At 64.0% G+C, this 25891-nt stretch carries 18 protein-coding genes; 7 read left to right on the top strand and 11 right to left on the bottom strand.

Annotated elements, in window-relative coordinates:
• Nucleotides 1–22: 22 nt before the first annotated feature.
• The 6 genes from AC1DZP_RS21295 to AC1DZP_RS21270 form a co-directional block, all read right to left on the bottom strand.
• A complete protein-coding gene (locus AC1DZP_RS21295) occupies nucleotides 23–2239 on the bottom strand; it encodes a 3-hydroxyacyl-CoA dehydrogenase NAD-binding domain-containing protein (protein ID WP_477305129.1) in 2217 nt (738 codons plus the stop codon).
• A 15-nt stretch (nucleotides 2240–2254) separates the two neighbouring features.
• On the bottom strand, nucleotides 2255–3463 hold the full coding sequence (locus tag AC1DZP_RS21290) for an acetyl-CoA C-acetyltransferase (protein ID WP_477305128.1): 1209 nt from the start codon (nucleotides 3461–3463) through the stop codon (nucleotides 2255–2257).
• A 39-nt stretch (nucleotides 3464–3502) separates the two neighbouring features.
• Nucleotides 3503–3904 (bottom strand): DUF4259 domain-containing protein, encoded by a 402-nt coding sequence (locus AC1DZP_RS21285; protein WP_111544636.1) that lies wholly within the window; start codon nucleotides 3902–3904, stop codon nucleotides 3503–3505.
• A gap of 10 nt (nucleotides 3905–3914) precedes the next feature.
• Complete coding sequence (locus AC1DZP_RS21280; protein WP_477305125.1) at nucleotides 3915–5087, bottom strand: acyl-CoA dehydrogenase family protein; 1173 nt, start codon at nucleotides 5085–5087, stop codon at nucleotides 3915–3917.
• 51 nt (nucleotides 5088–5138) lie between these two features.
• Entirely contained in the window at nucleotides 5139–6929 is a 1791-nt protein-coding gene (locus tag AC1DZP_RS21275) for an acyl-CoA dehydrogenase (protein WP_477305123.1), read from the bottom strand.
• Between the two features lie 274 nt (nucleotides 6930–7203).
• Nucleotides 7204–7665: a MerR family transcriptional regulator gene (locus AC1DZP_RS21270; protein ID WP_095082335.1), complete on the bottom strand. Its 462-nt coding sequence runs from the start codon at nucleotides 7663–7665 to the stop codon at nucleotides 7204–7206.
• A 454-nt stretch (nucleotides 7666–8119) separates the two neighbouring features.
• Here AC1DZP_RS21270 and AC1DZP_RS21265 point away from each other — a divergent pair, with 454 nt between their 5' ends.
• From AC1DZP_RS21265 to AC1DZP_RS21250, 4 genes are all read left to right on the top strand, one after another.
• Nucleotides 8120–12172 (top strand): peptidoglycan-binding protein, encoded by a 4053-nt coding sequence (locus AC1DZP_RS21265; RefSeq protein ID WP_477305121.1) that lies wholly within the window; start codon nucleotides 8120–8122, stop codon nucleotides 12170–12172.
• Between the two features lie 192 nt (nucleotides 12173–12364).
• A complete protein-coding gene (locus AC1DZP_RS21260; protein ID WP_095082339.1) occupies nucleotides 12365–13288 on the top strand; it encodes a sulfite exporter TauE/SafE family protein in 924 nt (307 codons plus the stop codon).
• Complete coding sequence (locus tag AC1DZP_RS21255; protein WP_477225354.1) at nucleotides 13288–14079, top strand: TIGR02186 family protein; 792 nt, start codon at nucleotides 13288–13290, stop codon at nucleotides 14077–14079. Before AC1DZP_RS21260 ends, AC1DZP_RS21255 begins: the two co-directional genes overlap by 1 nt.
• Nucleotides 14080–14195: 116 nt before the next feature.
• Nucleotides 14196–15452 carry an Hsp70 family protein gene (locus tag AC1DZP_RS21250; protein WP_457151524.1) on the top strand — a complete coding sequence of 419 codons (1257 nt, stop codon included), beginning with the start codon at nucleotides 14196–14198 and terminating at the stop codon, nucleotides 15450–15452.
• 10 nt (nucleotides 15453–15462) lie between these two features.
• Here the strand turns inward: AC1DZP_RS21250 and AC1DZP_RS21245 are convergent, their stop codons facing one another.
• A complete protein-coding gene (locus AC1DZP_RS21245) occupies nucleotides 15463–16371 on the bottom strand; it encodes a LysR substrate-binding domain-containing protein (RefSeq protein ID WP_477225352.1) in 909 nt (302 codons plus the stop codon).
• A gap of 278 nt (nucleotides 16372–16649) precedes the next feature.
• Here AC1DZP_RS21245 and AC1DZP_RS21240 point away from each other — a divergent pair, with 278 nt between their 5' ends.
• From AC1DZP_RS21240 to AC1DZP_RS21230, 3 genes are read left to right on the top strand one after another with little or no spacing between them, the layout of a single operon-like run.
• Entirely contained in the window at nucleotides 16650–19580 is a 2931-nt protein-coding gene (locus AC1DZP_RS21240; RefSeq protein ID WP_477305119.1) for a molybdopterin oxidoreductase family protein, read from the top strand.
• Nucleotides 19577–20311 (top strand): 4Fe-4S dicluster domain-containing protein, encoded by a 735-nt coding sequence (locus tag AC1DZP_RS21235; protein WP_477305117.1) that lies wholly within the window; start codon nucleotides 19577–19579, stop codon nucleotides 20309–20311. The genes AC1DZP_RS21240 and AC1DZP_RS21235 overlap by 4 nt, the downstream gene beginning before the upstream one ends.
• A 5-nt stretch (nucleotides 20312–20316) precedes the next feature.
• Nucleotides 20317–21252, top strand: a complete 936-nt coding sequence (locus tag AC1DZP_RS21230) for a dimethyl sulfoxide reductase anchor subunit family protein (protein WP_477305115.1) — start codon at nucleotides 20317–20319, stop codon at nucleotides 21250–21252.
• 23 nt (nucleotides 21253–21275) lie between these two features.
• Here the strand turns inward: AC1DZP_RS21230 and pdeM are convergent, their stop codons facing one another.
• From pdeM to AC1DZP_RS21210, 4 genes are all read right to left on the bottom strand, one after another.
• On the bottom strand, nucleotides 21276–21992 hold the full coding sequence (gene pdeM / locus AC1DZP_RS21225) for a ligase-associated DNA damage response endonuclease PdeM (RefSeq protein ID WP_477305113.1): 717 nt from the start codon (nucleotides 21990–21992) through the stop codon (nucleotides 21276–21278).
• 13 nt (nucleotides 21993–22005) lie between these two features.
• Nucleotides 22006–24525, bottom strand: a complete 2520-nt coding sequence (locus AC1DZP_RS21220) for a ligase-associated DNA damage response DEXH box helicase (RefSeq protein WP_477305111.1) — start codon at nucleotides 24523–24525, stop codon at nucleotides 22006–22008.
• Between the two features lie 66 nt (nucleotides 24526–24591).
• Nucleotides 24592–25452, bottom strand: a complete 861-nt coding sequence (locus AC1DZP_RS21215; RefSeq protein ID WP_095082353.1) for a C40 family peptidase — start codon at nucleotides 25450–25452, stop codon at nucleotides 24592–24594.
• Nucleotides 25453–25524: 72 nt separating this feature from the next.
• Nucleotides 25525–25875, bottom strand: a complete 351-nt coding sequence (locus AC1DZP_RS21210) for a MarR family winged helix-turn-helix transcriptional regulator (protein ID WP_056588405.1) — start codon at nucleotides 25873–25875, stop codon at nucleotides 25525–25527.
• Nucleotides 25876–25891 lie beyond the last annotated feature (16 nt).

Here is a 25891-nt window from a genome sequence, read left to right as displayed (position 1 = left end):
CCCAGACATAGATCGGCCCGCGTCAGGCCGCCTGCTTCACGTCACCGGTGTAAGGATTGAAGCGCTCATAAAAGGTCTCGCCCTTCTCGGCCATATCGAGCAACAGCTTGGGCGCCTTGAATTCGGCGCCGTATTTCTTCTGCAGCTTCTTGGCGATCTTGACGAATGCCTTGGCGCCGATGCCGTCGATATAGGACAGCGCACCGCCGGTGTAGGGCGCGAAGCCGAAGGCCAGAATCGAGCCGACATCGGCCTCGCGCGGGTCGGTGACGATGCCCTCTTCCATCACCCGGGCCGCTTCCAGCGCGATGGTGACCAGCAGCCGCTGCTGCAGCTCTTCATAATCGACCTTCTCGGCCGCAAGCTGCGGATAGAGGTCCTTGAGGCCCGGCCACAGCTTCTTCTTGGCCGGCTTGGCGGGATAGTCGTAAAAACCCTTGCCATTCTTGCGGCCGAAGCGGCCATGGTCGTCGACCATTGTGTTGATCAACGCCATTTGCTTCTGGTCGACGGCGGCGTCGCCGAGATCGCGCATGGTCTGCTTCATGATTTTCTGCGCGAGGTCGATGGCCGTCTCGTCGGTCAGGGCCAGCGGGCCAACTGGCATGCCGGCGGCCTTTGCCGCATTCTCGATCATGGGCGCAGGCACCCCTTCGATCAGCATCTTGTAGGCTTCCGACATGTAGCGCAGCACGCAGCGGTTGACATAGAAGCCGCGCGTGTCGTTGACGACGATCGGCGTCTTCTTGATGGCGCGGACGAAATCGATGGCTGTCGCGAGCGCCTTGTCGCCGGTCTTCTTGCCCAAAATGATCTCGACCAGCATCATCCTGTCGACAGGCGAGAAGAAATGGATGCCGATGAAGTTCTTCGGCCGCGCCGAGTTCTTGGCCAGCGCCGAGATCGGGATGGTCGAGGTGTTGGAGGCGAAGATGGCCGAGGCTTTAAGCACCGCTTCCGCCTGCTCGGTGGCGCTCTTCTTGACGGCGGAATCCTCGAACACCGCTTCGACCACCAGGTCGCAGCCGGCAAGGTCGGCATAGTCAGCCGTCGGCGTGATCAGCGACAGAAGTTTGTCCTTCTCCTCCGGCTTGGCGCGGCCCTTCTTCACCTGATCCGAGACCAGGCTGTCGGAATGCGCCTTGCCCTTGGCGGCCGACTCCATGTCACGGTCTAGCAGAACCACCGGAATGCCGGCCTTGGCGGTGACATAAGCGATACCGGCGCCCATGAAGCCGGCGCCGAGAATGCCGATCTTCTTGAACTTGGTTTCCGGTACGCCGGCCGGGCGACGCGCCCCCTTGTTCAGTTCCTGCAGCGACACGAACAGCGAGCGGATCATCGCCGCCGCTTCCTGGGTCTGCATGATCTCGGTGAAATAGCGCTGCTCGATGCGCAGGGCCGTGTCGAACGGCACCAGCAGGCCTTCATAGACGCACTTCAGGATCGCGGCGGCAGCTGGATAATTGCCATAGGTCTCGCGGCGCAGGATGGCGATGGCCGGCGGCCACAGATTGAAGCCGGCTGGTGAATAGATCTGGCCTCCGGGCAGCTTGAAACCCTTCTCGTCCCACGGCGCCACCGGCTTCAGGCCGTTCCTGATCATCGCCTTGGCGGTGTCGACCAGCTTGGCCGGTTCGGCGATCTCATGGATCAGGCCCATCGACTTGGCCTTCTGCGGCGACAGCGTCTGGCCGGAGGTCAGCATCTGCAGCGCCTGTTGCTGATCGGTCAGCCGCGGCACGCGCTGGGTGCCGCCGGCGCCCGGGAAGATGCCGATCTTCACTTCGGGAAGCGCCATCCTGACCTTGTCGCTATCGGCGGCGACACGGCCGTGGCAAGCGAGCGACAATTCGAAGGCGCCGCCCATGCAGGTGCCGTTGATCGCCGACACCCACGGCTTGCCCGACGTTTCAAGCTTGCGGAACAGGCCGGTCATAGTGCCGGCCTGGTCGAACAGCGCCTTGGTGGCCTTTTCGACATCCTTGTCCTTGTCAGTGGCAAAGGTGGCCAGCATCTTCTGCAGCAAGGTGATGTCGGCGCCGCCGGAGAAGGTGTCCTTGCCGGAAGTGATCACCGCGCCCTTGATGGCGGCATCGCCCGCCACCGCGTCGACGATGGCGTTCAGTTCCAGCATCGCCTCTTTGGTGAAGACGTTCATCGAGCGGCCCGGCATGTCCCAGGTGACCAGCGCAATGCCGTCGGCGTCGATGTCGAGGGTGAAATTGGTGTAGCTCATGATTTCTCTCCCCTGTCAGACGCGTTCGATAATCGTTGCGGTGCCCATGCCGGCACCGATGCACAGCGTCACCAGCGCGGTGTTGAGGTCGCGGCGCTCGAGTTCGTCCAGCACCGTGCCGAAGATCATCGCGCCGGTGGCGCCGAGCGGATGGCCCATGGCGATGGCGCCGCCATTGACGTTGATCTTGTCGTGCTCGATATCGAAGGCCTGCATGTAGCGCAGCACCACCGAGGCGAAGGCCTCGTTGAGCTCGAACAGGTCGATATCCGACAGCTTCATCTTGGCGCGCTTCAACAGCTTCTCGGTGACGTCGACCGGACCGGTCAGCATCAGCACCGGTTCGGAGCCGATGTTGGCGAAGGTACGGATGCGGGCGCGCGGCTTCAGCCCCATCGCCTTGCCGGCCTTCTTCGAGCCGAGCAGCACGGCGGCGGCGCCGTCGACGATGCCGGACGAATTGCCGGCATGGTGGACGTGGTTGACCTCTTCCACCTCGGGGTGCTTCTGCACGGCGACGGCATCGAAACCACCCATTTCGCCGGGCATGACGAAGGACGGGTTGAGCGAGGCCAGCGACTGCATGTCGGTCGACGGACGCATGTGCTCGTCATGGTCGAGGATGGTCAGGCCGTTCTGGTCCTTGATCGGAATGACGGACTTCTTGAAGCGGCCGTCGGCCCAGGATTTGGCCGCGCGCTTCTGGCTCTCGACTGCATAGGCGTCGACGTCGTCGCGCGAGAAGCCGTATTTGGTGGCGATCAGGTCGGCCGAGATGCCTTGCGGCACGAACCAGCCGGGCAGGCCAACCGAAGGATCCATAAACCAGGCGCCGCCAGAGGCGCCCATGCCGACGCGCGACATCGATTCAACCCCGCCAGCGATGACGATGTCATCGGCGCCCTGCGCGATCTTGGCGGCGCCGAAATTGATGGCGTCGAGGCCCGAAGCGCAGAAGCGCGAGATCTGCATGCCAGGCGCCTTGGTGTCATAGCCGGCCTCGAAGGCGGCGGCGCGCGGAATGACCGAGCCCGCCTCGCCGACCGGATCGACGCAGCCGAAGATGATGTCGTCGACATTGCCGGTGTCGAGCCCATTGCGATCGCGCAACGCCTCGAGCGTCCTGGCGGCAAGCCGCACCGCCGGCACCTCATGCAGCGATCCGTCCTTCTTGCCCTTGCCGCGCGGCGTGCGCACGGCGTCATAGACATAAGCTTCGGCCATTTTTCGGTTCCTTCCTTGTGGTGCCGTCTAAGGCTTGCTTTAACGCAAAGCCGCACGCAGGCGATTCAGTTCGTTCTTGAAGTTGGCTGCATCTGCCGGAGCCGCTTCAGCCCAGAGTTCCATGAGTTCAGAATTAGGGCTGCTCACGCATTCGACTGCCTGGATTGCCTTGCCCTTCAATCCACTCAAAGCTTGCCAGTTCGAGACAGTTCGCAATGCTGTTTCTGCGGGTTCCGACAAGAACTCGGACTTCCCGCTAGCTGCGGCGACAATTGCAGCGGCCGCCAGTGCAACCGAGCCATCCGGAGCCTCGATGTAGTCCAGATTGTTGCAAGCCACATCGAGCGCGCCTGCAACAGCGACGGCGCCACTGTTCTCAAATTCGGCGACGAAATCCGCTGCGTCATCGTTTTCGAAAATCTTGAAACCCCATGCGCCCATAATTGCTATCCTAAAGGCTCCGCCCAATCAGCAATTTCATGATCTCGTTGGTGCCGCCGTAGATGCGCTGGACGCGGGCGTCGCGGAACATGCGGGCGATCGGGTATTCATTCATGTAGCCATAGCCGCCATGCAATTGAAGGCATTCGTCGACGACTTTTCCCTGCAGGTCGCTGAGCCAGTATTTGGCCATCGACGCTGTCACAGGGTCGAGGCCGCCGGCGATGTGGCGGGTCACACAATCATTGTAGAAGACGCGGCCGATGGTCGCCTCGGTCTTGAGTTCGGCCAGCTTGAACTGGGTGTTCTGGAAATCGATGATCGCCTTGCCGAACGCCTTGCGTTCCTTCACGTAATCGATGGTCAGCGCCAGTGCCCGCTCGATCATGGCAATGGCGCTGGTGCCGATCTGTAGCCGCTCCTGCGGCAATTGCTGCATCAGCTGGACAAAGCCCTGCCCTTCCTCGTGGCCGAGCAGGTTGGAAGTCGGCACGCGCATATCGTTGAAGAACAGCTCCGACGTGTCGTTGGCCTTCAGCCCGATCTTGTCGAGGTTGCGGCCGCGCTGGAAGCCTTCGACCTCATCGGTCTCGACGACGATCAGCGAGGTGCCCTTGGCGCCCTTCTCCGGATCGGTCTTGGTGACGACGATGACGAAGTTGGCAAGCTGGCCATTGGTGATGAAGGTCTTGGAACCGTTGATCTTGTACTGGTTGCCATCCTTCTCGGCCCGCGTCTTGACGCCTTGCAGATCGGAGCCGGCACCTGGCTCGGTCATGGCGATGGCGCCGATCAGCTCGCCGGTCGCCAGCTTCGGCAGCCATTTCTTCTTCTGCTCTTCAGAGCCGTAGTGGAGGATGTAGGGGGCGACGATCGAGTTGTGCAGGCCGATGCCGAAACCGTCGACACCGACATGGCTGATGGCCTCGATGATGGCGCTCTCATGCGCGAAGGTACCGCCCGAGCCGCCATACTCCTCCGGCATCGAGGCGCAGAGCAGACCGGCAGCGCCGGCCTTCAACCAGCTCTCGCGGTCGACCATCTCGTTCTTCTCGAATTCGTCGTAGCGCGGCGCGATTTCCTCCGACATGAAGCGGTGCGTCATGTCGTAGAGCATGCCGACCTCGTCCGCGGCCCAGGCGGGCTTCGGCAAAGTGAGCACTTCGGCGGGATTTGTCGCCACGATTTCCTCCGCGTATCGACAGGACAGGGCCGGCGGTGCCGGCGTTCGAGCTTAGAACGCTTCCGCCGGCAGAGCCATCAGCGTGTCGGCACCGCTCGAAATGCGGGCGAGGTGAGCGCCGGTTTCCGGCATGATCCGCTCCATGAAGAAGCGCGCCGTCACAACCTTGTTGTCGTAGAAGGACTGCGAACCGTTGGCCCCCGTCTTGCCAAGCGCCGCCTTGGCCATCTGCGCCCACATATAGCCCAGCGCCACAAGGCCGAAGAGATGCATAAAATCGGTCGAGGCGGCGCCCGCATTGTCGGGCTTGGCCATGCCGTTCTGCAGCAGCCACATGGTGGCGGCCTGAAGGTCGTTGAGGCCCTTCTTCAGCGCCTTCGTGAACGGCGCCATCTTCTCGTCGGAACGGTTTTCCTCGCAGAATTCGCCGACGTCCTTGAAGAAGGCCTGCACGGCGCGGCCGCCATTCAAACCCAGCTTGCGGCCGACAAGGTCGAGCGCCTGGATGCCGTTGGCGCCTTCATAGATCATGGCGATGCGGGCATCGCGCACGAACTGGCTCATGCCGTGCTCTTCGATGTACCCGTGACCGCCGAACACCTGCTGCGCCATCACGGCGTGGTCGAACCCCTTGTCGGTGAGCACGCCCTTGACCACCGGCGTCAACAGGCCGGTGTAGTCGTCGGCGGCCTGGCGGTCCTTGTCGTCGCCAGAGCGGTGGGCGACGTCGGACTTGATCGCCGTCCACAGCGCCAGCGCGCGGCCGGCCTCGTTGAAGGCCTTCATGGTCATCAGGCTGCGGCGGATGTCGGGATGGACGATGATCGGGTCGGCCTTCTTGTCCGGTGCCTTCGGCCCCGACAGCGAGCGGCCCTGCAAGCGGTCCTTGGCGTAGGCCGCGGCGTTCTGGTAGGCGATCTCCGACAGCGACAGCCCTTGCAGGCCGACGCCGAGGCGAGCCTCGTTCATCATCGTGAACATCGCCTTCAAACCACCATTGGCCTCCCCGAGCAGCGTGCCTTCGGCCTCGTCATAGTTCATGACGCAGGTCGAGTTGCCGTGGATGCCCATCTTCTCCTCGATCGAACCGCAGGAGACGGTGTTCCTGTTGCCGGGATTGCCCGATGCGTCGAGCTTGAGCTTCGGCACGATGAACAGCGAGATGCCTTTGACGCCTTCAGGCGCGCCCTCGATGCGGGCCAGCACCAGATGGACGATGTTGTCCGACATGTCGTGCTCGCCGGCCGAGATGAATATCTTCTGGCCTGAAATCATGTAGGTACCATCGCCATTCGGCACCGCCTTGGTTCGCAGCAGGCCAAGGTCGGTACCGCAATGCGGCTCGGTCAGGTTCATGGTGCCGGTCCAGGCACCCTCAACCATTTTCGGCAGCCATTTGGATTTCTGCTCGTCAGTGCCGTGTGTGATGATCGCCGCGATCGCGCCCTGCGTCAGGCCCGGATACATCATCAGCGACATGTTGGCCGACACCATATATTCGGCAACGGCGGTGTGCACCGCGTAGGGCAGCCCCTGGCCGCCGAACTCGACGGGTGCGGCCAGTCCCATCCAGCCGCCCTCGCGATACTGGCCGAAGGCCTCCTTGAAACCTTTCGGCGTCGTCACCGAGCCGTCGTCATGGCGCACGCAACCTTCCATGTCGCCGACACGGTTCAGCGGATGCATGACGTTTTCGGCGAGCTTGGCGCCTTCGGCGAGGATAGCCTCCAGTACATCGGGCGTGGCGTCGGCAAATCCGGGAAGGTTCGAATAGCGCTGATAGCCCAGCACCTCGTTGAGCACGAACAGCGTATCCTGGACCGGAGCCCTGTATGTCGGCATGCTTTCCTCCACCCTGCAGACCTGTCCGAATGCCCCCGAAGTCTACCAAGGGTGGCATGCGGACCCATGTTGCGAGCGGGATAGCAAAAATTGACGTTTGCGTAAACGTCAATTTTTTCGATGCGACAAGATTTCCCGCCCACCGCGCGGTGAACGTAGCGGCGAGGCGTTGCACAAGCTAGCGGCGAGAGGCTGCATTGGGCCGCGGCCAAGACGACGCAAAGCCGCGCGGCAGGGCCACGCGGCTTTGATAGTCAGACAGTCAGCGGATGAATTAGCCCGCGACGCTCGCCTGCGGCGCCGAACGCTCGGCCAGCATCTGGCGCACCGCCGACATCGAGCCGCTCAGCTCGTTGATGGCGTCATCGATCAGCGCCCGCTGCTTCTGCAGCCGGGCAAGCTGCTTTTCCGACTTGTCCAGCGCCAGCCGCAGCTGCTTGGTGTTGGAGCCGGTCGGATCGTAGAGGTCCATCATCTGCTTGACGTCGCGCAGCGAGAACCCAACCTTGCGGCCAAGCAGGATCAGCTTCAGCCGGGCCTTGTCGCGGCGCGTGTAGAGACGGGTCGAACCGTCGCGCTGCGGGTTAAGCAGGCCCTTGTCTTCATAGAAACGCAGCGTGCGCAGCGTCACTCCATATTTCTTGGCCATCTCACCGATGCGGACAAGGTCCTCGCCGGTTTCGACAGACATATTGTTGGTATTGGCCGCGGTCTCGCCGGCCGAGATAAGCTTCATGGTCACTGGCTTTCCCCATCTGGTGGCGTCGCGGTCCTGGACCGTGCGTCGCCTGACTGGAAGCGGGGGCTTGCTTCCGGTCGTGGTTTCAACAAACAAATCGCAAACAGCACGCTCAGGGCGCCTTTTACGTTTACGTCAATTCTATACCGATAGCCGCCTCATGACGCAAGGGCGTTCTGCGCGGCGAGCGTTATGCCGCACCGTGCTGCCGGCATCCGACATCCTTGCAACTTCTTAAGTTTGGTTAACGCGTTGTTTACCACGTTGGGCGAAATGTGGGCGCGTCGGCTACCCGTGGTTATCCTGTATCGAATTTTTCACGGTTTTTCGGAGCGCGGGTGAGAGCCCGGGAAGCTCGTCTTCCACTGCGGCATAGCCGCTGTCGCCTCGTTCCGACAGGGACTTGGGGGAACTGGCCGCGAGCCAGCCAATCTGAAAGACGGACGCACCGATGAACAGCAAGCGGTCCTACCTCGATACACTCAACGCCGGCAGGCAGCGCAGGCCGCAGACCACGCTCGAGCAGTTGAACCGTTCCCTCGAAACGCTGGAGCAGCGGCTGGAGCGTACGCGCGAGGACCCGATGGCACGGCCCGAGCCCCGCCAATACGAGGCCGATGCGCGCTATCCAGCAGCCCAACCCTCTGGCCAACCCTCCAGCCAGCAGCGGTGGTACGAGGATCCGCAGCCGGCGCCGCGCCCGACGAGCCCGCCGCCGCCCGCCGCCGCCTTCGGGCAGAATTACCAGGCCATCGCCCGCGACATCGATCGCGTGCGCGGGCAGGAAGACGGCGTTGCCATGGTCGGCAAGATCGCCGGCGAGTTGCGCGGCATGCGCGAGGAACTGCGCCACCAGATGACGGCTGGGCTGCAGCGGGAATTCGAAGCGCTGCGCAAGGACATCGAGCGGGCTTTCCAGTCGGGCGCAAGGCCGGGCGCCTCGGCCAAGGGCAGCGCCGAGCTCGGCCTTGAATTCGAACGGCTCTCCGGCGCCATCCAGACACTGGCCGAGAAGAGCGACGACAGAAGCGTCAATATGCTGCGGCTCGAGCTCGAACAGGTCAAGGCCGCGCTCGACACGCTGGCGCGCGAGGAGAGCGTGCAGAAGGTCGACCGCCGCTGGGACGATTTCGATCGCCGGTGGACGGCCTTCGAGGACCGCGTCGACGCCGATCAGCGCAAGCGCTCCGACGACCCCGGCCTATCAATGCTGACCGACCGGCTGGAGCAGATCAGCAACGCCGTCAACAATCTGCCGGAATCGCTGTCGCTGCGCTCGCTCGAGGAAAAGGTCCGCACGCTTGCCGGCGCCGTCGATCATTTCGCCAGCCAGCAGGACAATCGTGGCAGCGACACGCTTGGCATGATCGACGAGCGGCTGGACGAGATCTCCCGCGCCATCGTCGCCTCGACGGTCGCCGCGCAAGCCAATACATTCGACCACGAGGCTTTCGAGCGCATCGAGAAGCGGATCGACTCGCTTGCCCAACAGATCGAGGAAGTTGCGCAGGACCGCCCGGGCAACGCTGTCATGGACCGGCTGAGCACCCTGTCGAGCCGTGTCGACGAACTCGCCGGCCGCGCCAACCTGCCCGAACAGGCGATGGAGCGCCTGGCCAAGCAGATCGCGCTCATCGCCGACAAGATCGACCAGGCGCCTGCGATGCCCGACGCCGACTATGTCTTCCATGGCCTGGAGCAACGCTTCGACGTGCTGTCTGGCATGATGGAACGTCGCCAGGGCGACGCCATCGAACAGGGCAACATGTTGTTTCGCGATCTCGAGCGGCGGCTGGACGAGGTGGCCGACAGGCTGGACCAGCGCATGCCGCATGTCGACAGCGCCGGCATCATGGAAGCCATCGACGCCCGCTTCACCGCGCTGGCCAAGCGCATCGAAACGCGTGTTCCCGATCCCGCAGGCGAAGCCGCGATCCGCGGCCTGGAAAGCCGGCTCGAAGACATTTCAAGCCGGCTGGACGCATCGGCCGCGCAGGTGGCCGGCATCGATCCGGCGCTGATCCGCAGCCTGGAGGCACAGGTCGCCGGCCTGTCGGCCCACCTTTCAAGGCCAAGCACGCCCCTGCCGGAATTCGAGGACATCAGCCCGCGTCTCGACGAGATCGAGAAGTCGCTGTCCGGAACGCGCGATTCCATCCTCGGCGCGGCGCGCGAAGCGGCCGAGAACGCGGTGCGTTCGCTGGCCGGTTCGAGCGCCAACACGACAGCCGTATCCGGCCTCGCCCAGGACCTGAAGACCCTCGAAACGCTGACGCGGCGCTCGGACGAGCGCAATTCGAGAACATTCGAAGCCATCCACGACACGCTGCTCAAGATCGTCGACCGGTTGGGTTCGCTGGAACCCGGCGAACCGGTCGAGGCGGTGAGCGAACTCCTGGATGCGGCTGCGGTCGGATCCAACAGCCGGCGCAGTGCGCGGCGGTCCAAGATGGCCGTCGAGGCACCGTCAATGGATATCGATCAGCCGATGCCGCTGACCGGAGACATGGCCGATCTCGATGGTCGCGCCGCTGCTATCCTGCGCAATGATCCGGGAATGCGTGGCGACCTGGATACGCGTGGCGACCTGGATATGCGTGGCGACCTGGATATGCGTGGCGACGTGGGCACGCGCTCACCAGCCGAAGCCGCCGCTGCCGCGGCCCTGGCTGCCCTCAGTTCCGACACCATCGCCGAGAAAAGCGAACAAGCAGGCGGCCGCAAATCGTTGTTCGGCGGGTTGGCACGTGCATTCAGGGGCAAGAAGGAGGCCGACATTCCGCCGCTGGCCGGCTCGGCGCCGATTGCCCCGACACCGAGCGTCGACCTCGACGAACCGCTCGACCCAAAATTGGCCAATCGGCCGCTGGAGCCCGGCTCCGGCGCGCCCGACCTCAATGCCATCATGAAGCGGGTGCGCGACGAGCGCGGCCAGCCGGCCAAGCCCAGCGACACCGATGCCGCCAAATCGGATTTCATCGCCGCAGCGCGGCGCGCAGCGCAGGCCGCCGCCGCCGAGGCCGATGCGCTGAAGCGCCAGTCGACGATGACCGGACCCGTGAAGGCATTGCGGATCGGCGACCTGCTCAAGGCGCGGCGCAAGCCGATCCTGATGGCGGCCGCCGCGATCATGCTGGCGCTCGCCGGCCTGCAACTGGGCAAGGCCTTCTTCGCCGATCCGGCGCAGGTGGCAAGCAACGACGCCGCGCCGATCGTCGCCTCGCAACCGGTGCAAACCGCCTCGGTCGATGCGGCTAGCCAGCCGAAGGCGGACGTTCAGCCGCAGTCCGTGGAAAGCGCGCCGGCCCGTTCCGTCAGACAGGCCGAGCCGTCCGAACCGGCAGCCAAGGATGACATGGCCGCGCAAAGCACGATGGCCACGCCGCCAAGCATCGAGCCTTCGATGGATGCGGCACCGACAGCCCAGCCGGTTCCTGCGCCTGTTGCTTCGGCGACGCCCGCAGATGCGAGCGCAGCGGCGCCCGACATGACAGCTTCGGCTGCTGCGCTCCCGGCTGGTCCGGCCCCGGTCGCCGCGGAAGCGACCGATGCCGATACCGGGCCTGTGATGGCCGAGCCGAACACCGCCAAGGACACCACGGGCGCGGTTCCACCGGCGGACGCTTCGCCGGCGGCGGCCACCGCCAAGTTCGACATTCCCACCGACGTCGGCCCGCTCGGCTTGCGCGATGCCGCTGCCGGCGGCGACGCCAAGGCATTGTTCGAGGTCGGTTCGCGCTACGCCGAGTCGCGTGGCGTCAAGGAAGACATGGCGGCAGCCGCCAAATGGTATGAGAAGTCGGCTGAACTCGGCTTCGCGCCGGCCGAATATCGCATCGGCAATTTCTTCGAGAAGGGCATTGGCGTCGCGCGCGATATCAAGAAGGCGAAGACCTGGTACCAGCTCGCCGCCGAGCAGGGCAACGCCAGCGCCATGCACAACCTGGCCGTGCTGTTCGCCATGGCCGCGGATGGCGTCACCGACAATGAGTCGGCCGCGCACTGGTTCCAGGCGGCGGCAGACGTCGGCGTCAAGGACAGCCAGTTCAACCTCGGCATCCTCGCCGCCAAGGGCGTCGGGATGAAGCAGAACCTCGAGGAATCCTACAAATGGTTCGCGCTCGTCGCCAAGACCGGCGACAAGGATGCGGCGGCCAAGCGTGACGAGATCGCGAATGCGATGCGGCCCGAGCAACTCGAACGCGCCCGTGCCGCGGCCGAACTGTGGAAGGCCAAGCCGCTGGATGCGGCAGCCAATTCGGTCGACATTCCCGAATCGTGGCAGGACGGCGCGCCGCAGACGACCGCCAGCGTCGACATGAAGAAGGCCGTCGAGAACATCCAGCGCATTCTCAACAAGAATGGCTACGATGCAGGCGACGCTGACGGCAGGATGGGCCAGAAGACGAAGACTGCGATCATGGCTTTCCAGACCGACAACAAGCTGCCGGCGACCGGCACGGTCGACGAAAAACTGGTCAAGGCGCTGCTGGCGCGCAAATAACGGCAGATGCGTCGCTTCCACGACGCCCTTGCCACACATTTGCCTGTTAACTGATTGAGATGTTTTTTGTTTCGGCAATGCTGCGTGGTTTGACTTCGTAGCACCTCCGGCGCAAGAACAAACTGGCTTGTCGGGTCAAGATGCCCGCAACGGTTGCATTCACCGACAGGCAAAACTGATCGAGACTGACGGGTGGGCATCTATCTCCCGATCGCGGAAATTTCCGTCAACGTCTTCGTACTGCTGGCCATGGGTGCGGCAGTGGGCTTCCTGTCGGGCATGTTTGGCGTCGGCGGTGGCTTCCTCATCACGCCGCTGCTGATCTTCTACAACATCCCCCCGGCGATCGCCGTCGCCACCGGCGCCAACCAGGTCATCGCCTCCTCCTTCTCCGGCGTCCTTTCGCACATGAAGCGAGGTACGCTCGACTTCAAGCTCGGCGGCGTGCTGCTGGCCGGCGGCATCGTTGGCTCCACCGGTGGCATCTTCGTCTTCGCCTTCCTGCGCAGGCTCGGCCAGCTCGACCTGTTCATCTCGCTGCTTTATGTCGTGCTGCTCGGCACGGTCGGCGGGCTGATGCTGGTCGAAAGCGTCAATGCGCTCCGCGCCACGCGCAGCGGCGCGGCACCGGTGCTGAAGAAATCCGGCCAGCACAATTGGATCCACCGCTTGCCGCTGAAGATGCGGTTCAGGGCCTCGAAACTGTTCGTCAGCGTCATCCCCGTGCTGGGTCTTGGCGCCGGCATCGGCTTCCTGTCGTCGATCATGGGCGTCGGCGGCGGCTTCATCATGGTGCCGGCGCTGATCTATCTGCTGAAAGTGCCGACCAATGTCGTCATCGGCACTTCGCTGTTCCAGATCATCTTCACCTCCGCCTACACGACTCTGGTCCATGCCACCACCAACCAGACGGTCGACGTCGTGCTGGCCTTCCTGTTGATGGCGGGCGGCGTTGCCGGCGCCCAATACGGCGCCAAGGCCGGCCAGAGGCTGCGCGGCGAGCAGCTCAGGGCCTTGCTGGCACTGCTGGTGCTCGCGGTGGCGATCCGCCTCGCCATCGACCTCTTCGTCACACCGCCCAATCTCTATTCGCTGACCGCCACGGGCCTCAACTGATGAGGGGGCCCAAAGCGTTCGCAACCGCCATTGTCCTGTCGTTGCTTGCGGTCGCCGTGCCGGTCAAGGCACAGACACCACCGGTAGAAGGCATCCAGATCGGCCTCTCCACCGACAATGTTTCGATCACCGCCGGCTTTTCCGGCGCCGACCTGACCATTTTCGGCTCGCTGGAAAATCCCGACCCGCTGGTTGCCCGTCAAGGCAGATACGATGTCATCGTCGTGCTCGAGGGTCCGCCGCGCCCGGTCGTGGTGCGCCGCAAGGACCGGGTGCTCGGCGTCTGGGTCAACCTGGAGTCCGAAACCTTCGAGAATGTGCCGATGTCGTATTCGGTGGCGACGACGCGACCGCTGCAGGACATCACCGAACCGAACAGCTACAAGCAGCTGTCGCTCGGTGCCTCCAACCTCTACATGCAGCCGGCCGACGCTGGCGACAACCCGGCGACCATCGAGGAATTCACTGCGGCGCTGCGCAGCCGCAAAACAGCGACCGGCCTCTACAGCGAGAATGTCGGCGGCGTGCAATTCCTGTCGCAGAACCTGTTCCGCGCCACCGTCAGGCTGGCACCGAATGTTCCGGTCGGCACCCACAAGGCACGCGCCTTCCTGTTCAAGAGCGGCGTGTTCATCAAGGAAAGCTCGGCCCAGCTCGAAATCCGCAAATCCGGCTTCGAGCAGTCGATCTTCCGTGTCGCCCACAATTATTCCTTCCTCTATGGCGTCTTCGCGATATCGCTGGCCATGCTGACGGGCTGGCTCGGTAGGGTGATCTTCCGAAAGGATTAGGCGCGCCGGATTTCCAAAAAGGGTTTCCCTTTCCGGCGTCTTGCGTTAGAGAGCACGCCCCCGGCCCGACCGGACACGAGTTGCCGCTCCCCAAAGACAAAATCAGGAAACTTGCCATGCGACCAGCATTCGGCGGTATCGACTTTGGCACTTCAAACTCCACCGTTGGCGTGGTCCGCAACGGGCAGCCGCGCCTCGTCGCACTTGAAGATGGGCAGGTCACGCTGCCCAGTGCCGTGTTCTTCAACTTTGAGGACAACCGCACCTGTTTCGGACGCCACGCCATTGCCAACTACACCGACAGCATCGAAGGCCGGCTGATGCGCTCGCTGAAGAGCGTGCTCGGCAGTTCGCTTGCCCACGAGAAGACCCGCATCAAGTCCCGCTCGATCGGCTTCATGGAGATCGTCGGCCTGTTCCTCGGCCACCTCCGCAAAAAACTGGAGGAAGATGCCGGCGGCGTGGTCGAAACGGTGGTGCTCGGCCGCCCGGTGCAATTCGTCGACGACGACCCCGAGGCCGATACAAACGCCCAGGGCGAACTTGAGAAGGCCGCGCGCGCCCAGGGCTTCAAACACATCGCTTTCCAGTTCGAGCCGATCGCGGCGGCGCTCGACTATGAGCAGAAGGTGACGCGCGAGGAACTGGCGCTGATCGTCGACATGGGCGGCGGCACCTCGGACTTTTCGATCGTGCGCGTCTCACCGCAGCGCTCGCGCTCGCTCGACCGCAAGGACGACATCCTGGCCAGCCGCGGCATCCATATCGGCGGCACGGATTTCGACCGGCTGTTGAGCATCGCCCATGTGATGCCGCAGCTCGGCTATCTGACCCCGACCAAGGACGGCAAGCGCAATCTGCCGGCCAGCTACTTCATCGATCTCGCGACATGGCAGCGCATCAACCTGGTCTACACCGCCAAGGCAATGACGCATCTGCGCCAGATCCGCTACGAGGCCGAGCGCGCCGACCTGGTCGACCGCTTCATCCACATTGTCGAGCATCGCTATGGACATGCGCTGGCGGCCCTTGTCGAAAAGGCCAAGATCGAGCTGACCGACAGATCATCGGCTCAGGTGGCGGTGAAACTGCCGGGGGCGGCGTTCGCCGCCGAAATCACGCGCACCGGGCTGGACGCCACGATTGCAAGGGACATCGAGCGGGTCACCGCAACGGTCGGGCAGACCATCCGCGACGCCCAGGTCAAGCCATCCGACATCACCGCGGTGTTCCTGACCGGCGGGTCGACCGCAATCCCGCTGGCAAGACGAGAGATTCTCTCCTTGGTGCCGCAGGCATCCGTCATCGACGGCGACATGTTCGGCTCGGTCGGGCTTGGCCTGGCGCTCGACGCCCAGCGAAAGTTTGGCTGACACGGCCCACTCACGGGCGGGCGGGCACCGCTTCATCAGCACTGGCGCTGAGATGCACCTTGAGCGCCATCTGGGCAAGGCTCGCCTGCCGGTCGCGGTGGGTGATGATGGCGAAGTCGCGCTTCGGCAGGTCAATAGGCACCGCGCGCAAACTGCCTTCGGCAATCGCGCCGCCGACGACGAGTTCGGAAATGATGGTGGCGCCGGCACCCGCCTCGACCGCCTGGCGGATGGCCTCGTTGCTCGGCAGCACCAGGAATATCTGCAGGTCGGCGAGCGAAATTGCTTCGCGGCGGGCCAGATCCTCCAGCACTTCGCGCGTGCCCGAACCACCCTCGCGGATGATCCAGCGCAGGCCCTTGATGTCGGGCCGGCCTTGCGAGACTTCGGCGATCTCGGGGTGGGCGCTGGCGACGACCAGCATCAACCTGTCGACGTCGACCTTGGCGCGGCGCAGGATGTCGGATTCCGTCCGACCCTCGACCAGACCGAGATCCGCGGCACCATCGAGGACATTGGCCTCGACCTGCCTGGTGTTGCCGATGGTGACGCTCAACCTGACGGCGGGATAGGCCTCGTGGAAGGAAGCCAGCCGGCGCGGCAGCCAATAGCTGGCGATGGTCTGGCTGGCGGCGATCGAGAGGCTGCCGGTGACCGTCTGCGAGACATGCTCCAGCACATTGCGTGCAGTGGCCGCCCGCTCCAGCACGGCCTTGGCTTCCGGCAGGAAGCGGTGCCCGGTCTGGGCGAGCTCGATGTTGCGGCCAACCCGGTTGAACAGATGGACGCCGTGCTGCTCTTCAAGCGCGCGAATAGCGGCAGACGCGGCCGATTGGGAAATGCCAAGCAGCTCGGCCGCCTTGGTCATGTGGCCACGCTCGGCAACGGCGACGAAAATCCGCAATTGGTCCAGGGTCATGCGTGCATTAAGAACCAATATCGATCGAATTTACAAGAACAACTGATTAGACAGATCGATAGCTTTATTCTACGTTTTCGAGTGAAGTTAGAAAAAATTCGCCACCGAATCGCAGGGAACAAAATGATCGGGCGGTTCAGATCCCTGCTTGCCCATTGGACCCGCGGCATCCGGCGGCGGCTGGCCGGTGACCGATACCACCCGGAAGAGCACTATATGCGCGGCCCCGGGCCGAAGACTCGAGCCAAGTCCGCCGGCCGTGCGGGCACCAGCGGATCATGATGCACCGACCGCCGCGCGGCGCAAATTCGGCACCATCGCAACGCCCGCTTGCCGACACCAGGGCGCCCGATGAAGGCGACGGCGTCGACACTTCGCCAAGCATTTCCGACAGCATCGCCAAGACGACCTGCTACATGTGCGCCTGCCGCTGCGGCATCGACGTGCACATCAAGGCTGGCAAGGTCCGCTACATCAACGGCAACAAGGACCATCCGGTCAATCGCGGCGTGATCTGCGGCAAGGGCAGCTCTGGCATCATGCAGCACTACAGTCCGGCCCGGCTGAAAAAACCATTGCTGCGCACAGGCCCGCGCGGCTCGGGAGAATTTCGCGAGATCGAGTGGGAGGAAGCCTTCTCGATCGCGACCGAACGGCTATCGGTCATCCGCCGGACCGATCCGAAAAAACTTGCCTTCTTCACCGGTCGCGACCAGTCGCAGTCGCTCACCGGCTGGTGGGCCAGCCAGTTCGGCACGCCTAACTTCGCCGCGCATGGCGGCTTCTGTTCGGTCAACATGGCGGCCGGCGGCCTCTATACGATCGGCGGGTCGTTCTGGGAGTTCGGCGAACCCGACTGGGACAACACCAGATACTTCATGCTGTTCGGCGTCGCCGAGGATCACGATTCCAACCCGATCAAGATCGGCCTCGGCAAGCTCAAGGCGCGCGGTGCCAAGGTGGTTTCGATCAATCCGTGCCGGACAGGCTACAACGCCATTGCCGACGACTGGATCGGCATCCGACCCGGCACCGATGGCCTGTTCGTGTTCGCCCTCATCCACGAATTGCTGAAGGCCGGGCGCGTCGATCTCGACTATCTCCTGCGGTACACCAATGCGCATTTGCTCGTCATCCAGGAGCCGGGCGCGGCGGATGACGGCCTGTTCGTGCGTGACGCCGGCGGCAATCCGCTGGCCTGGGACAGAGTTGCGAAGAGACCGGTCAGCGCCACCGATACCGAGGCCAAGCCTGCACTGACGGGCAGCTTCACCGTCGACGGTCGCCGCTGCGTACCGGTGTTCCAGCTCATCGCCGACCGCTATCTCGATGAGAGCTACGCACCCGACGCGGTGGCAGAGCGCTGCGGCATTCCCGCCGACACGATCCGCAGGATCGCCGCCGAACTCGCGCATGTCGCCTTCGAACAGACGATCGAATTGCCGGTCGCCTGGACCGACTGGGCCGGGCGCCGGCACGAGACGATCAAGGGGCGGCCAGTGTCGATGCATGCCATGCGCGGCATCTCCGCCCATTCGAACGGCTTTCACACCTGCCGCGCCGTCCATCTCTTGCAGGTGCTGCTCGGCACCGTGGATGTTCCCGGCGGCTTCCGCTTCAAGCCGCCCTACCCGAGATCGGCGCCGCCGGGCCCAAAGCCTTCAGGCAAGACCGTCAAGCCGATGACGCCGCTCGACGGCATGCCGCTCGGCTTCGTCTGTGGGCCGGACGACCTTTTGGTCGACGACGCCGGCATGCCTGTTCGCATCGACAAGGCCTATTCCTGGGATGCGCCGCTGGCGGCACATGGCCTCATGCACACCGTCATCCGCAATGCGTGGGCCGGCGACCCGTACCCGATCGACACGTTGATGATGTACATGTCGAACATGGCCTGGAATTCCTCAATGAACACTGTCGAGACCATGGCCATGCTGACCGACCATGACGAAGCGGGCAACTACAAGATCCCCTTCATCATCTATTCCGACGCCTATTATTCCGAGACGGTGCCGTTCGCCGATCTCGTGCTGCCGGACACAACCTATCTCGAACGCCATGATTGCATCAGCCTGCTCGACCGGCCGATCAGCCATGCCGACGGACCAGGGGACGCTATCCGCCATCCCGTCGTCGAGCCGGATCGCGATGTCAGGCCGTTCCAGTCGGTGCTGATCGAACTCGGCGCGCGGCTTGGCCTGCCGTGCTTCGTCAAGGACGATGGCTCGGCCAGATACCGCGACTATGCCGATTACATCGTCAACCATGAGCGGACGCCCGGCATCGGCCCGCTTGCCGGCTGGCGCGGCAAGGATGGAGCCTCGTTTGGCAAGGGCGAGGCCAATCCGGACCAATTGCAGCGCTACATGGACAATGGCGGCTTCTGGCACCACGATTTCGCCGAGGACCAGCGCTACTACAAGATGGCCAACCGCTCCTATCTCGACTTCGCGGTGCAGATGGGTTTCATCCCCAAGGCTGAGCCGGTCGTCTTCCAGCTCTATTGCGAGCCTCTGCAGCGCTTCAGGCTGGCTGCACGCGGCCATGGCCGCGTGGTGCCGCCAGAGGGCGACCGCCAGCGCATCGAGACCTATATGGACCCGCTGCCGTTCTGGTACATGCCGTTCGAGGAAGCGGCCGTCGATTTGCAAGACTATCCGCTGCACGCGCTGACGCAGCGGCCGATGCACATGTATCATTCCTGGGGCTCGCAGAACGCGTGGCTGAGACAAATCACCAGCCAGAACCGGCTGTTCGTGCATCACCGGACCGCCGCAGGTCTCGGCCTTGTCGATGACGACTGGGTGTGGATCGAAAGCATCAACGGCAAGGTCAAGGGACAGATCAAGCTGGTCGACGGGGTGAACGAAAGCACGGTCTGGACCTGGAATGCGATCGGCAAGCGGCGCGGCAGTTGGGGGCTAAAGGATGACGCCGCCGAATCCAATCGCGGCTTCCTGCTCAACCACATCATCGGCGACCAGACTTCGGCCGACGCCAACGGCAAACGCTATTCGAACTCCGATCCGGTGACCGGTCAGGCGGCGTGGTTCGACCTGCGCGTGCGCATCGTCAAATGCCAGGCCGAGGAGGCCGGCTTCACCGAGCCGCAATTCGAACGTTTCCAGCAACCGCCTGGCTTCGAACCCTCACCCGACAGACTGACCTTCGGCGCTGAGTTCCGCCGGGCAAGGGAGGCGGCCGAATGACCTGTCTGCCAAGTCAAAGCGGCAAGAAGCTCGGCCTCGTCATCGATCTCGACACCTGCGTCGGCTGCCAGGCCTGCGTCACCGCCTGCAAGGAATGGAACACCGGCGGCCACATGGCGCCGCTGACCGACATCGACCCCTATGGCGGCCATGTCGACGGCGTCTGGTTCAACCGCGTACACAGCTACGAACACACCACCGACATGGGCGGGCGGACCGTGAACTTCCCGCGCTCCTGCCTGCATTGCGAGACGCCGGCCTGCGTCACGGTCTGCCCGACCGGCGCCTCCTACAAGCGGGCCTCGGACGGCATCGTGCTGATCGACGAGGACAAGTGCATCGGCTGCAAATTGTGCAGTTGGGCCTGCCCCTATGGGGCGCGCGAATTTGATCGTGATGTCGGCGTGATGAAGAAGTGCACGCTGTGCGTCGACCGCATCTACAACGACAACCTGGCCGAGGAAGACCGCGTGCCGGCCTGCGTCGCGGCTTGCCCGACCAGCGCCCGGCATTTCGGCGATCTCGGCGATCCCGCGTCGGCCGTCTCGCAGCTGGTGGCGGAGCGCGGTGGCGTCGACCTGATGCCGGAACTCGGCTATCACCCGACCAACAAATATTTGCCGCCGCGCGCCCACACCAAGCGCGCCGCATCGTTGGCCGCGCCGGCACTCGAACCGGTGCGGGCCGAAGGCGGCTTCCTGGGCTGGGTCGACCGTATGCTTTCGAACTGACATCCATGCATCCAGCCTTCTCCGTCGTCTTCTTCACCACCGCCACCGGCGCCGGCTATGGGTTGCTGGCGCTGCTTGGGGTGCTCGGAGGGCTCCAGATCATCCCGCCCGACTTCTGGCTCGGCCTCATCGGCATGGGCCTGGCGCTTGGCCTGATCATGGCCGGGCTATTGTCCTCGACAGGTCATCTCGGCAGACCCGAACGCGCCTGGCGGGCGTTCTCGCAATGGCGCAGTTCATGGCTGTCGCGCGAAGGCGTTGCCTCCGTCATCACCTTCGTTCCGGCGTGCCTGTTCGGCATCGGCTGGGTGTTTTTCGGCCACAGCGGCGGCTGGGAGACCGTGGCCGGGTTGCTGGCGGCCATCGGTGCAGTCGTCACCGTCTGCACCACCGGCATGATCTATGCGTCGCTGAAGCCGATCGCCCAGTGGCACAGCCGCTTCACGCTGCCCGGCTACCTCATTTTTTCGACGATGACCGGCAGCGTGCTGTTGAACGCGCTGCTGCAGGGATTTGCTCTCGGCTCGAAGACCCTTCTGGCGGCCTCGGTGTTGTTCAGTCTGCTCGGCTGGGGCTGGAAGCTGGCGACCTGGCGCTACAACGACCGGCTGGAAATCCCAACCAATGCCAACACCGCGACCGGGCTCGCCGGCGGCACGGTACGATCGCTGGAATGGCCGCATACCGAAGAGAATTATCTGCTCAAGGAGATGGGGTTCCGCATCGCGCGCAAGCACAGCGCGCGCCTGCGCCAGATCACGCAGGGTCTGGCCTTCGCTTTGCCCGTCCTGCTGCTTGCCGCTGCATTCGCCTTGCCATCGCCCTTCGCGGCGCTGCTGTCAGTGTTCGCCGCGATCGTCCAGTTCGCCGGCATGCTGGTCGAACGATGGCTGTTTTTCGCCGAGGCTAAGCACACCGTGACGCTCTATTACGGGCGGTAGGTACTATTGACGAAAGGGCGGCTTCAGCCAGGCCGCAGCATCGAGCGTGAAATCGCAAAAATGCGCTCGGCGCCGAGCATATAGGCCATCAGCGTGTCCAGCCGGAACAGCCCGGCATAGGCGCGATCGAGCACGTTGAGCGAACCGGTATAGGCGCCGAAGGCCGGCATGATCATGCGGCCGCCATCGCCGGCAAAGCAGCGCCGCCGCACCGAACGCCCACGCTGCACGATGCGCGCGCACGGATGCAGATGACCCGCTATCTCGCCTTCGACACGTTCCTTCGATGGCTCATGCCGGAACAATAGCGAGCCTATGGCAAGTTCGCGCACCGTCTCGCCGGGTAGGTCGGCGGGCGCTTCCGGATCGTGATTGCCGGCAACCCAGAACCAGTCGCGGCCTGATATCAGCGCTTCCAGCCGTTCGCGGAAGCTCACATGCATGCGCTCGGCGCCGCCGCCATCGTGGAAGCTGTCGCCTAGGCTGATGACGATGGATGGCTGGTAGTCGGCGATCACGGCCTGCAGTCTCAGCAACGTCGCGCCGGTGTCATAAGGCGGGATCAGCGCGCCGCGCCGCGCCAGCGACGAACCCTTTTCGAGATGGAGGTCGGAAACGGCCAGAAGCCGCAGATCCGGAAAATAAAGCACGCCGCGCCGGTCGCAGACCGCACGTTCGCCGGCGATGCCGACAAGGTCGGCCTCGGCGATCAGCGACGTGCGCGCCAGCGAAAAATTCATCTCGAAATCAGTCTCATCTTTGGCCCATGGCCTCCTCGACCAGATCGGCGGCTTCCATGAGCAAGGACTCATTGGCGCCGCCATTCACCAATTCCTTGCCGATCTCCAGCATGATCGGCACGGCCAGCGGCGATATCTGCTCAAGATGCTTATGCATGATTCGACCGCGGACACGCGAGAGCATCTCGGCAAGTCTGCTGACATCGAGCAGTCCCGCCGATGCATCGGTGCGCGTCGCCTGCAGCAGGATGTGGTCCGGCTCGTGGCTGCGCAGCACATCGTAGATCAGGTCGGCCGACACCGTCACCTGGCGGCCGCTCTTCTCCTGGCCGGGAAAACGCTTCTCGATCAGTCCGGCGATGACCGCGCAGGTGCGAAACGTCCGCTTCAGCATCCAGCTGTCGTTCAGCCAGGCCTCGAGGTCGTCGCCGAGCATGTCTTCGTCGAACAGGGCGGCCAATGACGGCTTCTTCGCCTTGAACAGCGCCGCCATGTCGTCCAGCGCCCAGACGGCCAGCGAATAGTCGGTGGCGACGAAGCCGAGCGGGCGGGCGTTGGCGCGCTCCAGCCGCCGCGTCAACAGCATGCCGAGCGTCTGGTGCGCCAGCCTGCCTTCGAAGGGATAGGCGACCATGTAGTGGCGGTTGCCCCGCGGAAAGGTCTCGACCAGAAGGTCGCCGCGCTTCGGCAGCACTGACTTTTCCTTCTGCAGCCGCAGCCAGTCGGCGACCTGCTCGGGCAGCGCCTGCCAGCGGTTGCTGTCGGCCAGCATGCCGCGCACCTGATCGGCGAGATAGGTCGAGAGCGGAAACTTGCCGCCGGCATAGGACGGCACGATGATGTTGGCGCCGGCGCCGTTGGAGACCACGCATTCGTTCTCGCGGATGCCCTCGAAGCGCAGCACCTTGCCGGCAAACAGGAAATTGTCGCCGGGTCTCAGCGTCTCGGCGAAATATTCCTCGATCTTGCCCAGCACCGGCCCCCCGCGTCCAGCCATGCCACGGCCCTGCCTGACATAGCGGACATTGAGTTCCGGCATTTCGACAATGGTGCCGACATTCAGACGGTATTGCTGGGCGACACGCGGATGCGAGACGCGCCACAGCCCGCCGACTGTCTTTCGAATGCGGGCGTAGCGCTCATAGTTCTTCAGCGCGTAGCCGCCGGTGGCGACGAAATCGACGACACGGTCGAAGGTCTCGCGTGCCAGCCCGGCATAGGGCGCGGCGCTGCGCACCTCTTCGAACAAATGGTCGGCATCGAAGGGCGCGCCGCAGGCGACGCCCAGCACGTGCTGCGACAGCACGTCGAGCGCGCCGGTGATCAACGGCGGCGTGTCCTGCGCGCCGAGATAGTTGGCGTCGAGTGCGGCACGGCATTCCAGCACCTCGAAACGGTTGGCCGGAATGAGGATCGCCTTGGACGGCTCGTCCATGCGGTGGTTGGCGCGGCCGATGCGCTGCGCCAGGCGGCTCGCGCCCTTCGGCGCGCCGACATGCACGACCAGGTCGACATCGCCCCAGTCGATGCCGAGATCGAGCGTCGACGTCGCGACGATGGCGCGCAACGCATTCTCGCCCATCGCCTTCTCGACCCGCCGACGCTGGCCGACATCGAGCGAACCGTGATGCAAGGCAATCGGCAGCGAGTCCTCATTGGCCCGCCACAGTTCCTGGAACAGCAATTCGGCCTGGCTGCGGGTGTTGACGAACAGCAGCGTCGTGCGGTGCCTTTTGATTACCTCGTAGATTTCAGGAATGGCGTATCGGGCCGAATGGCCGGACCACGGCACATGCTGCTCCGAGTCGAGAATGGAGATGTCGGGCTTGGCTCCGCCGGCCACGGTGATCAGGCCGGCCATGGCGCCTGGCGGATTCTGGCCGACCAGCCAACACCGCAATTCGTCGGGCTCGGCGACCGTAGCCGACAAGCCTATTGTCTGCAGGCCAGGCACGTAGCTGCGCAGCCGCGCCAGGCAGAGCGCCAGCAGATGCCCGCGCTTCGACGTCACCAGCGAGTGCAGCTCGTCGAGCACGACATAGCGCAGATCCTCGAAGAAGCGTCGGGCATCGGGCGCCGCAATCAGCAGCGCCAGTTGCTCGGGCGTGGTGAGCAAAATGTCGGGCGGCACCAGTTTCTGGCGCTGACGCTTGTGCGACGGCGTGTCGCCGGTGCGCGTCTCGATGGTGACAGGCAGTCCGATCTCCTCGACTGGCTTGCCGAGATTGCGCTCGATGTCGACCGCCAGCGCCTTCAGCGGCGAGATGTAGAGGGTATGGATGCCGCGATGCGCCTGCCCCGGTTTTCGCCTTGGCCGGTTGGCCAACTCGGTCAGCGAAGGCAGGAACCCGGCCAACGTCTTGCCGGCCCCGGTCGGGGCGATCAGCAGCACCGATTGCCCGCCCTGGGCCCTTGCCAGCAATTCGATCTGGTGGGCACGCGGCGACCAGCCTTTCTCGCCGAACCACCTGATGAATGGTTCGGGCAGGGCCACGGTGGCATTCTGTTCGGCAAGGCGAGGCTGCTCTGTCACGCGCCAGAGGTAGCGCGAAGGTGGGCAATCGCCAAGAAGAATCGGAACAAAAGGGGATCGAAGGCCTTAAGGCCGCCGAAAACCGGTCGGGCCGCCATAGAGATAGCCGATGCGGGCGATCGCCTCCTTCAGCCCTTCGCGCGACACCAGCATGGTGTGGCCATTGGCATGGATCATCGTATCGGCGTCGGTCATGACGGCGACATGGCCTTTCCAGAAGACGAGGTCGCCGCGCCGCAACCCGGTGTAATCCGGACCAGGATCGAGCGGCTCGCCGAGAGTCGCCGCTTGCATGTCGGAATCGCGCAGCACGTCGCTTCCGGTCATGCGCATCGCCAGTTGCACAAGGCCCGAACAGTCGATGCCGAAACCCGAAGCGCCGCCCCACAGATAAGGTGTGCCGAGAAACATCTCGGCCACCGCAACATAGTCGGCTGCCGCATTACCGACAGGCCGCAGATGGCCGGCGATGATCGCCTCGCCGGAAGGCAGGACGGCATAGTGCGTGCCGCGCGTTTCGGCTGCACCCGTCACCGCAACCGTCGATCCCATCGACAATTGTCCGGCGATCGGAAACCGCAGATCCGGCGCAGGGTAGAGGAAAGTGCGCGGCACCGACACGATATGGGTCGCCGCCTGATCCCGCCCGCCCAGCATGGTATCGGCGACGTAACCGACATAACCATCGCGCTCGGCCTGGATCCAGGCCCAGCCTTCGGCGACCTCGAAGACGAGGACATCATCGCCGAACAGGGCTTGCGTGTTGACGCCGGCATCCGGCCGCGGCGCTTTGCGCACATCGGCCACCGAGGCGGTGATCCGCGCCGGCCGGCCGGCGACGAAGCGGTCGGCGGCGACCTCGCCCTTCAGCCGAGCATCGGCAAGGTCGGAACGGAAAGCGTGAAGGCGGGCATCCCTGGCGGTCAAATCTGCAACTCTGCTTTGTTATGTTGACGCATGATCTTGTCCGAAAAACCGATCCGCTCTTGGGATCAGGCTTCAAATCGGCAATTCGTGGGCCTTGGCAATGATACCATCGCCGAAGCGCTCGACAAAGAGCGCGCCCTCGACGGTGCGCCTGATCAGCACATTGCGCTTGTCGAGCTCGTCGCGATGGCGCGACACGAGCTTCAACGCACCCATCGTGTCGAGCGCGCGGGTGATCACCGGCTTGGTGACATTGAGGCGGGCGGCGAGCCCGCGCACCGTGTGCGGCGGCGGATCGAGATAGATGGTGAACAGGATCGCCGTCTGGCGCATGGTCAGGTCGGGCGCGTCGTCGCGCACCTGCGACAGCATCACTTGCTGCCACAGTCGCAAGGCCTGGCTCGGGCGCATGGCAATCGACATCCGACCAGCATGACGG

It is taken from the genome of Mesorhizobium sp. P2_F8 (assembly GCF_056403655.1).
Note: the sequence above shows the minus strand (reverse complement) of the source record. Positions and strands in the feature narration are given on the sequence as shown.

Coding starts and splice junctions, on each gene's coding strand:
- AC1DZP_RS21295 (WP_477305129.1), bottom strand. CDS start 2,239: ATGAGCTACACCAATTTCACCCTCGACATCGACGCCGACGGCATTGCG.
- AC1DZP_RS21290 (WP_477305128.1), bottom strand. CDS start 3,463: ATGGCCGAAGCTTATGTCTATGACGCCGTGCGCACGCCGCGCGGCAAG.
- AC1DZP_RS21285 (WP_111544636.1), bottom strand. CDS start 3,904: ATGGGCGCATGGGGTTTCAAGATTTTCGAAAACGATGACGCAGCGGAT.
- AC1DZP_RS21275 (WP_477305123.1), bottom strand. CDS start 6,929: ATGCCGACATACAGGGCTCCGGTCCAGGATACGCTGTTCGTGCTCAAC.
- AC1DZP_RS21270 (WP_095082335.1), bottom strand. CDS start 7,665: ATGAAGCTTATCTCGGCCGGCGAGACCGCGGCCAATACCAACAATATG.
- AC1DZP_RS21265 (WP_477305121.1), top strand. CDS start 8,120: ATGAACAGCAAGCGGTCCTACCTCGATACACTCAACGCCGGCAGGCAG.
- AC1DZP_RS21255 (WP_477225354.1), top strand. CDS start 13,288: ATGAGGGGGCCCAAAGCGTTCGCAACCGCCATTGTCCTGTCGTTGCTT.
- AC1DZP_RS21250 (WP_457151524.1), top strand. CDS start 14,196: ATGCGACCAGCATTCGGCGGTATCGACTTTGGCACTTCAAACTCCACC.
- AC1DZP_RS21245 (WP_477225352.1), bottom strand. CDS start 16,371: ATGACCCTGGACCAATTGCGGATTTTCGTCGCCGTTGCCGAGCGTGGC.
- AC1DZP_RS21240 (WP_477305119.1), top strand. CDS start 16,650: ATGATGCACCGACCGCCGCGCGGCGCAAATTCGGCACCATCGCAACGC.
- AC1DZP_RS21235 (WP_477305117.1), top strand. CDS start 19,577: ATGACCTGTCTGCCAAGTCAAAGCGGCAAGAAGCTCGGCCTCGTCATC.
- AC1DZP_RS21230 (WP_477305115.1), top strand. CDS start 20,317: ATGCATCCAGCCTTCTCCGTCGTCTTCTTCACCACCGCCACCGGCGCC.
- pdeM (WP_477305113.1), bottom strand. CDS start 21,992: ATGAATTTTTCGCTGGCGCGCACGTCGCTGATCGCCGAGGCCGACCTT.
- AC1DZP_RS21210 (WP_056588405.1), bottom strand. CDS start 25,875: ATGTCGATTGCCATGCGCCCGAGCCAGGCCTTGCGACTGTGGCAGCAA.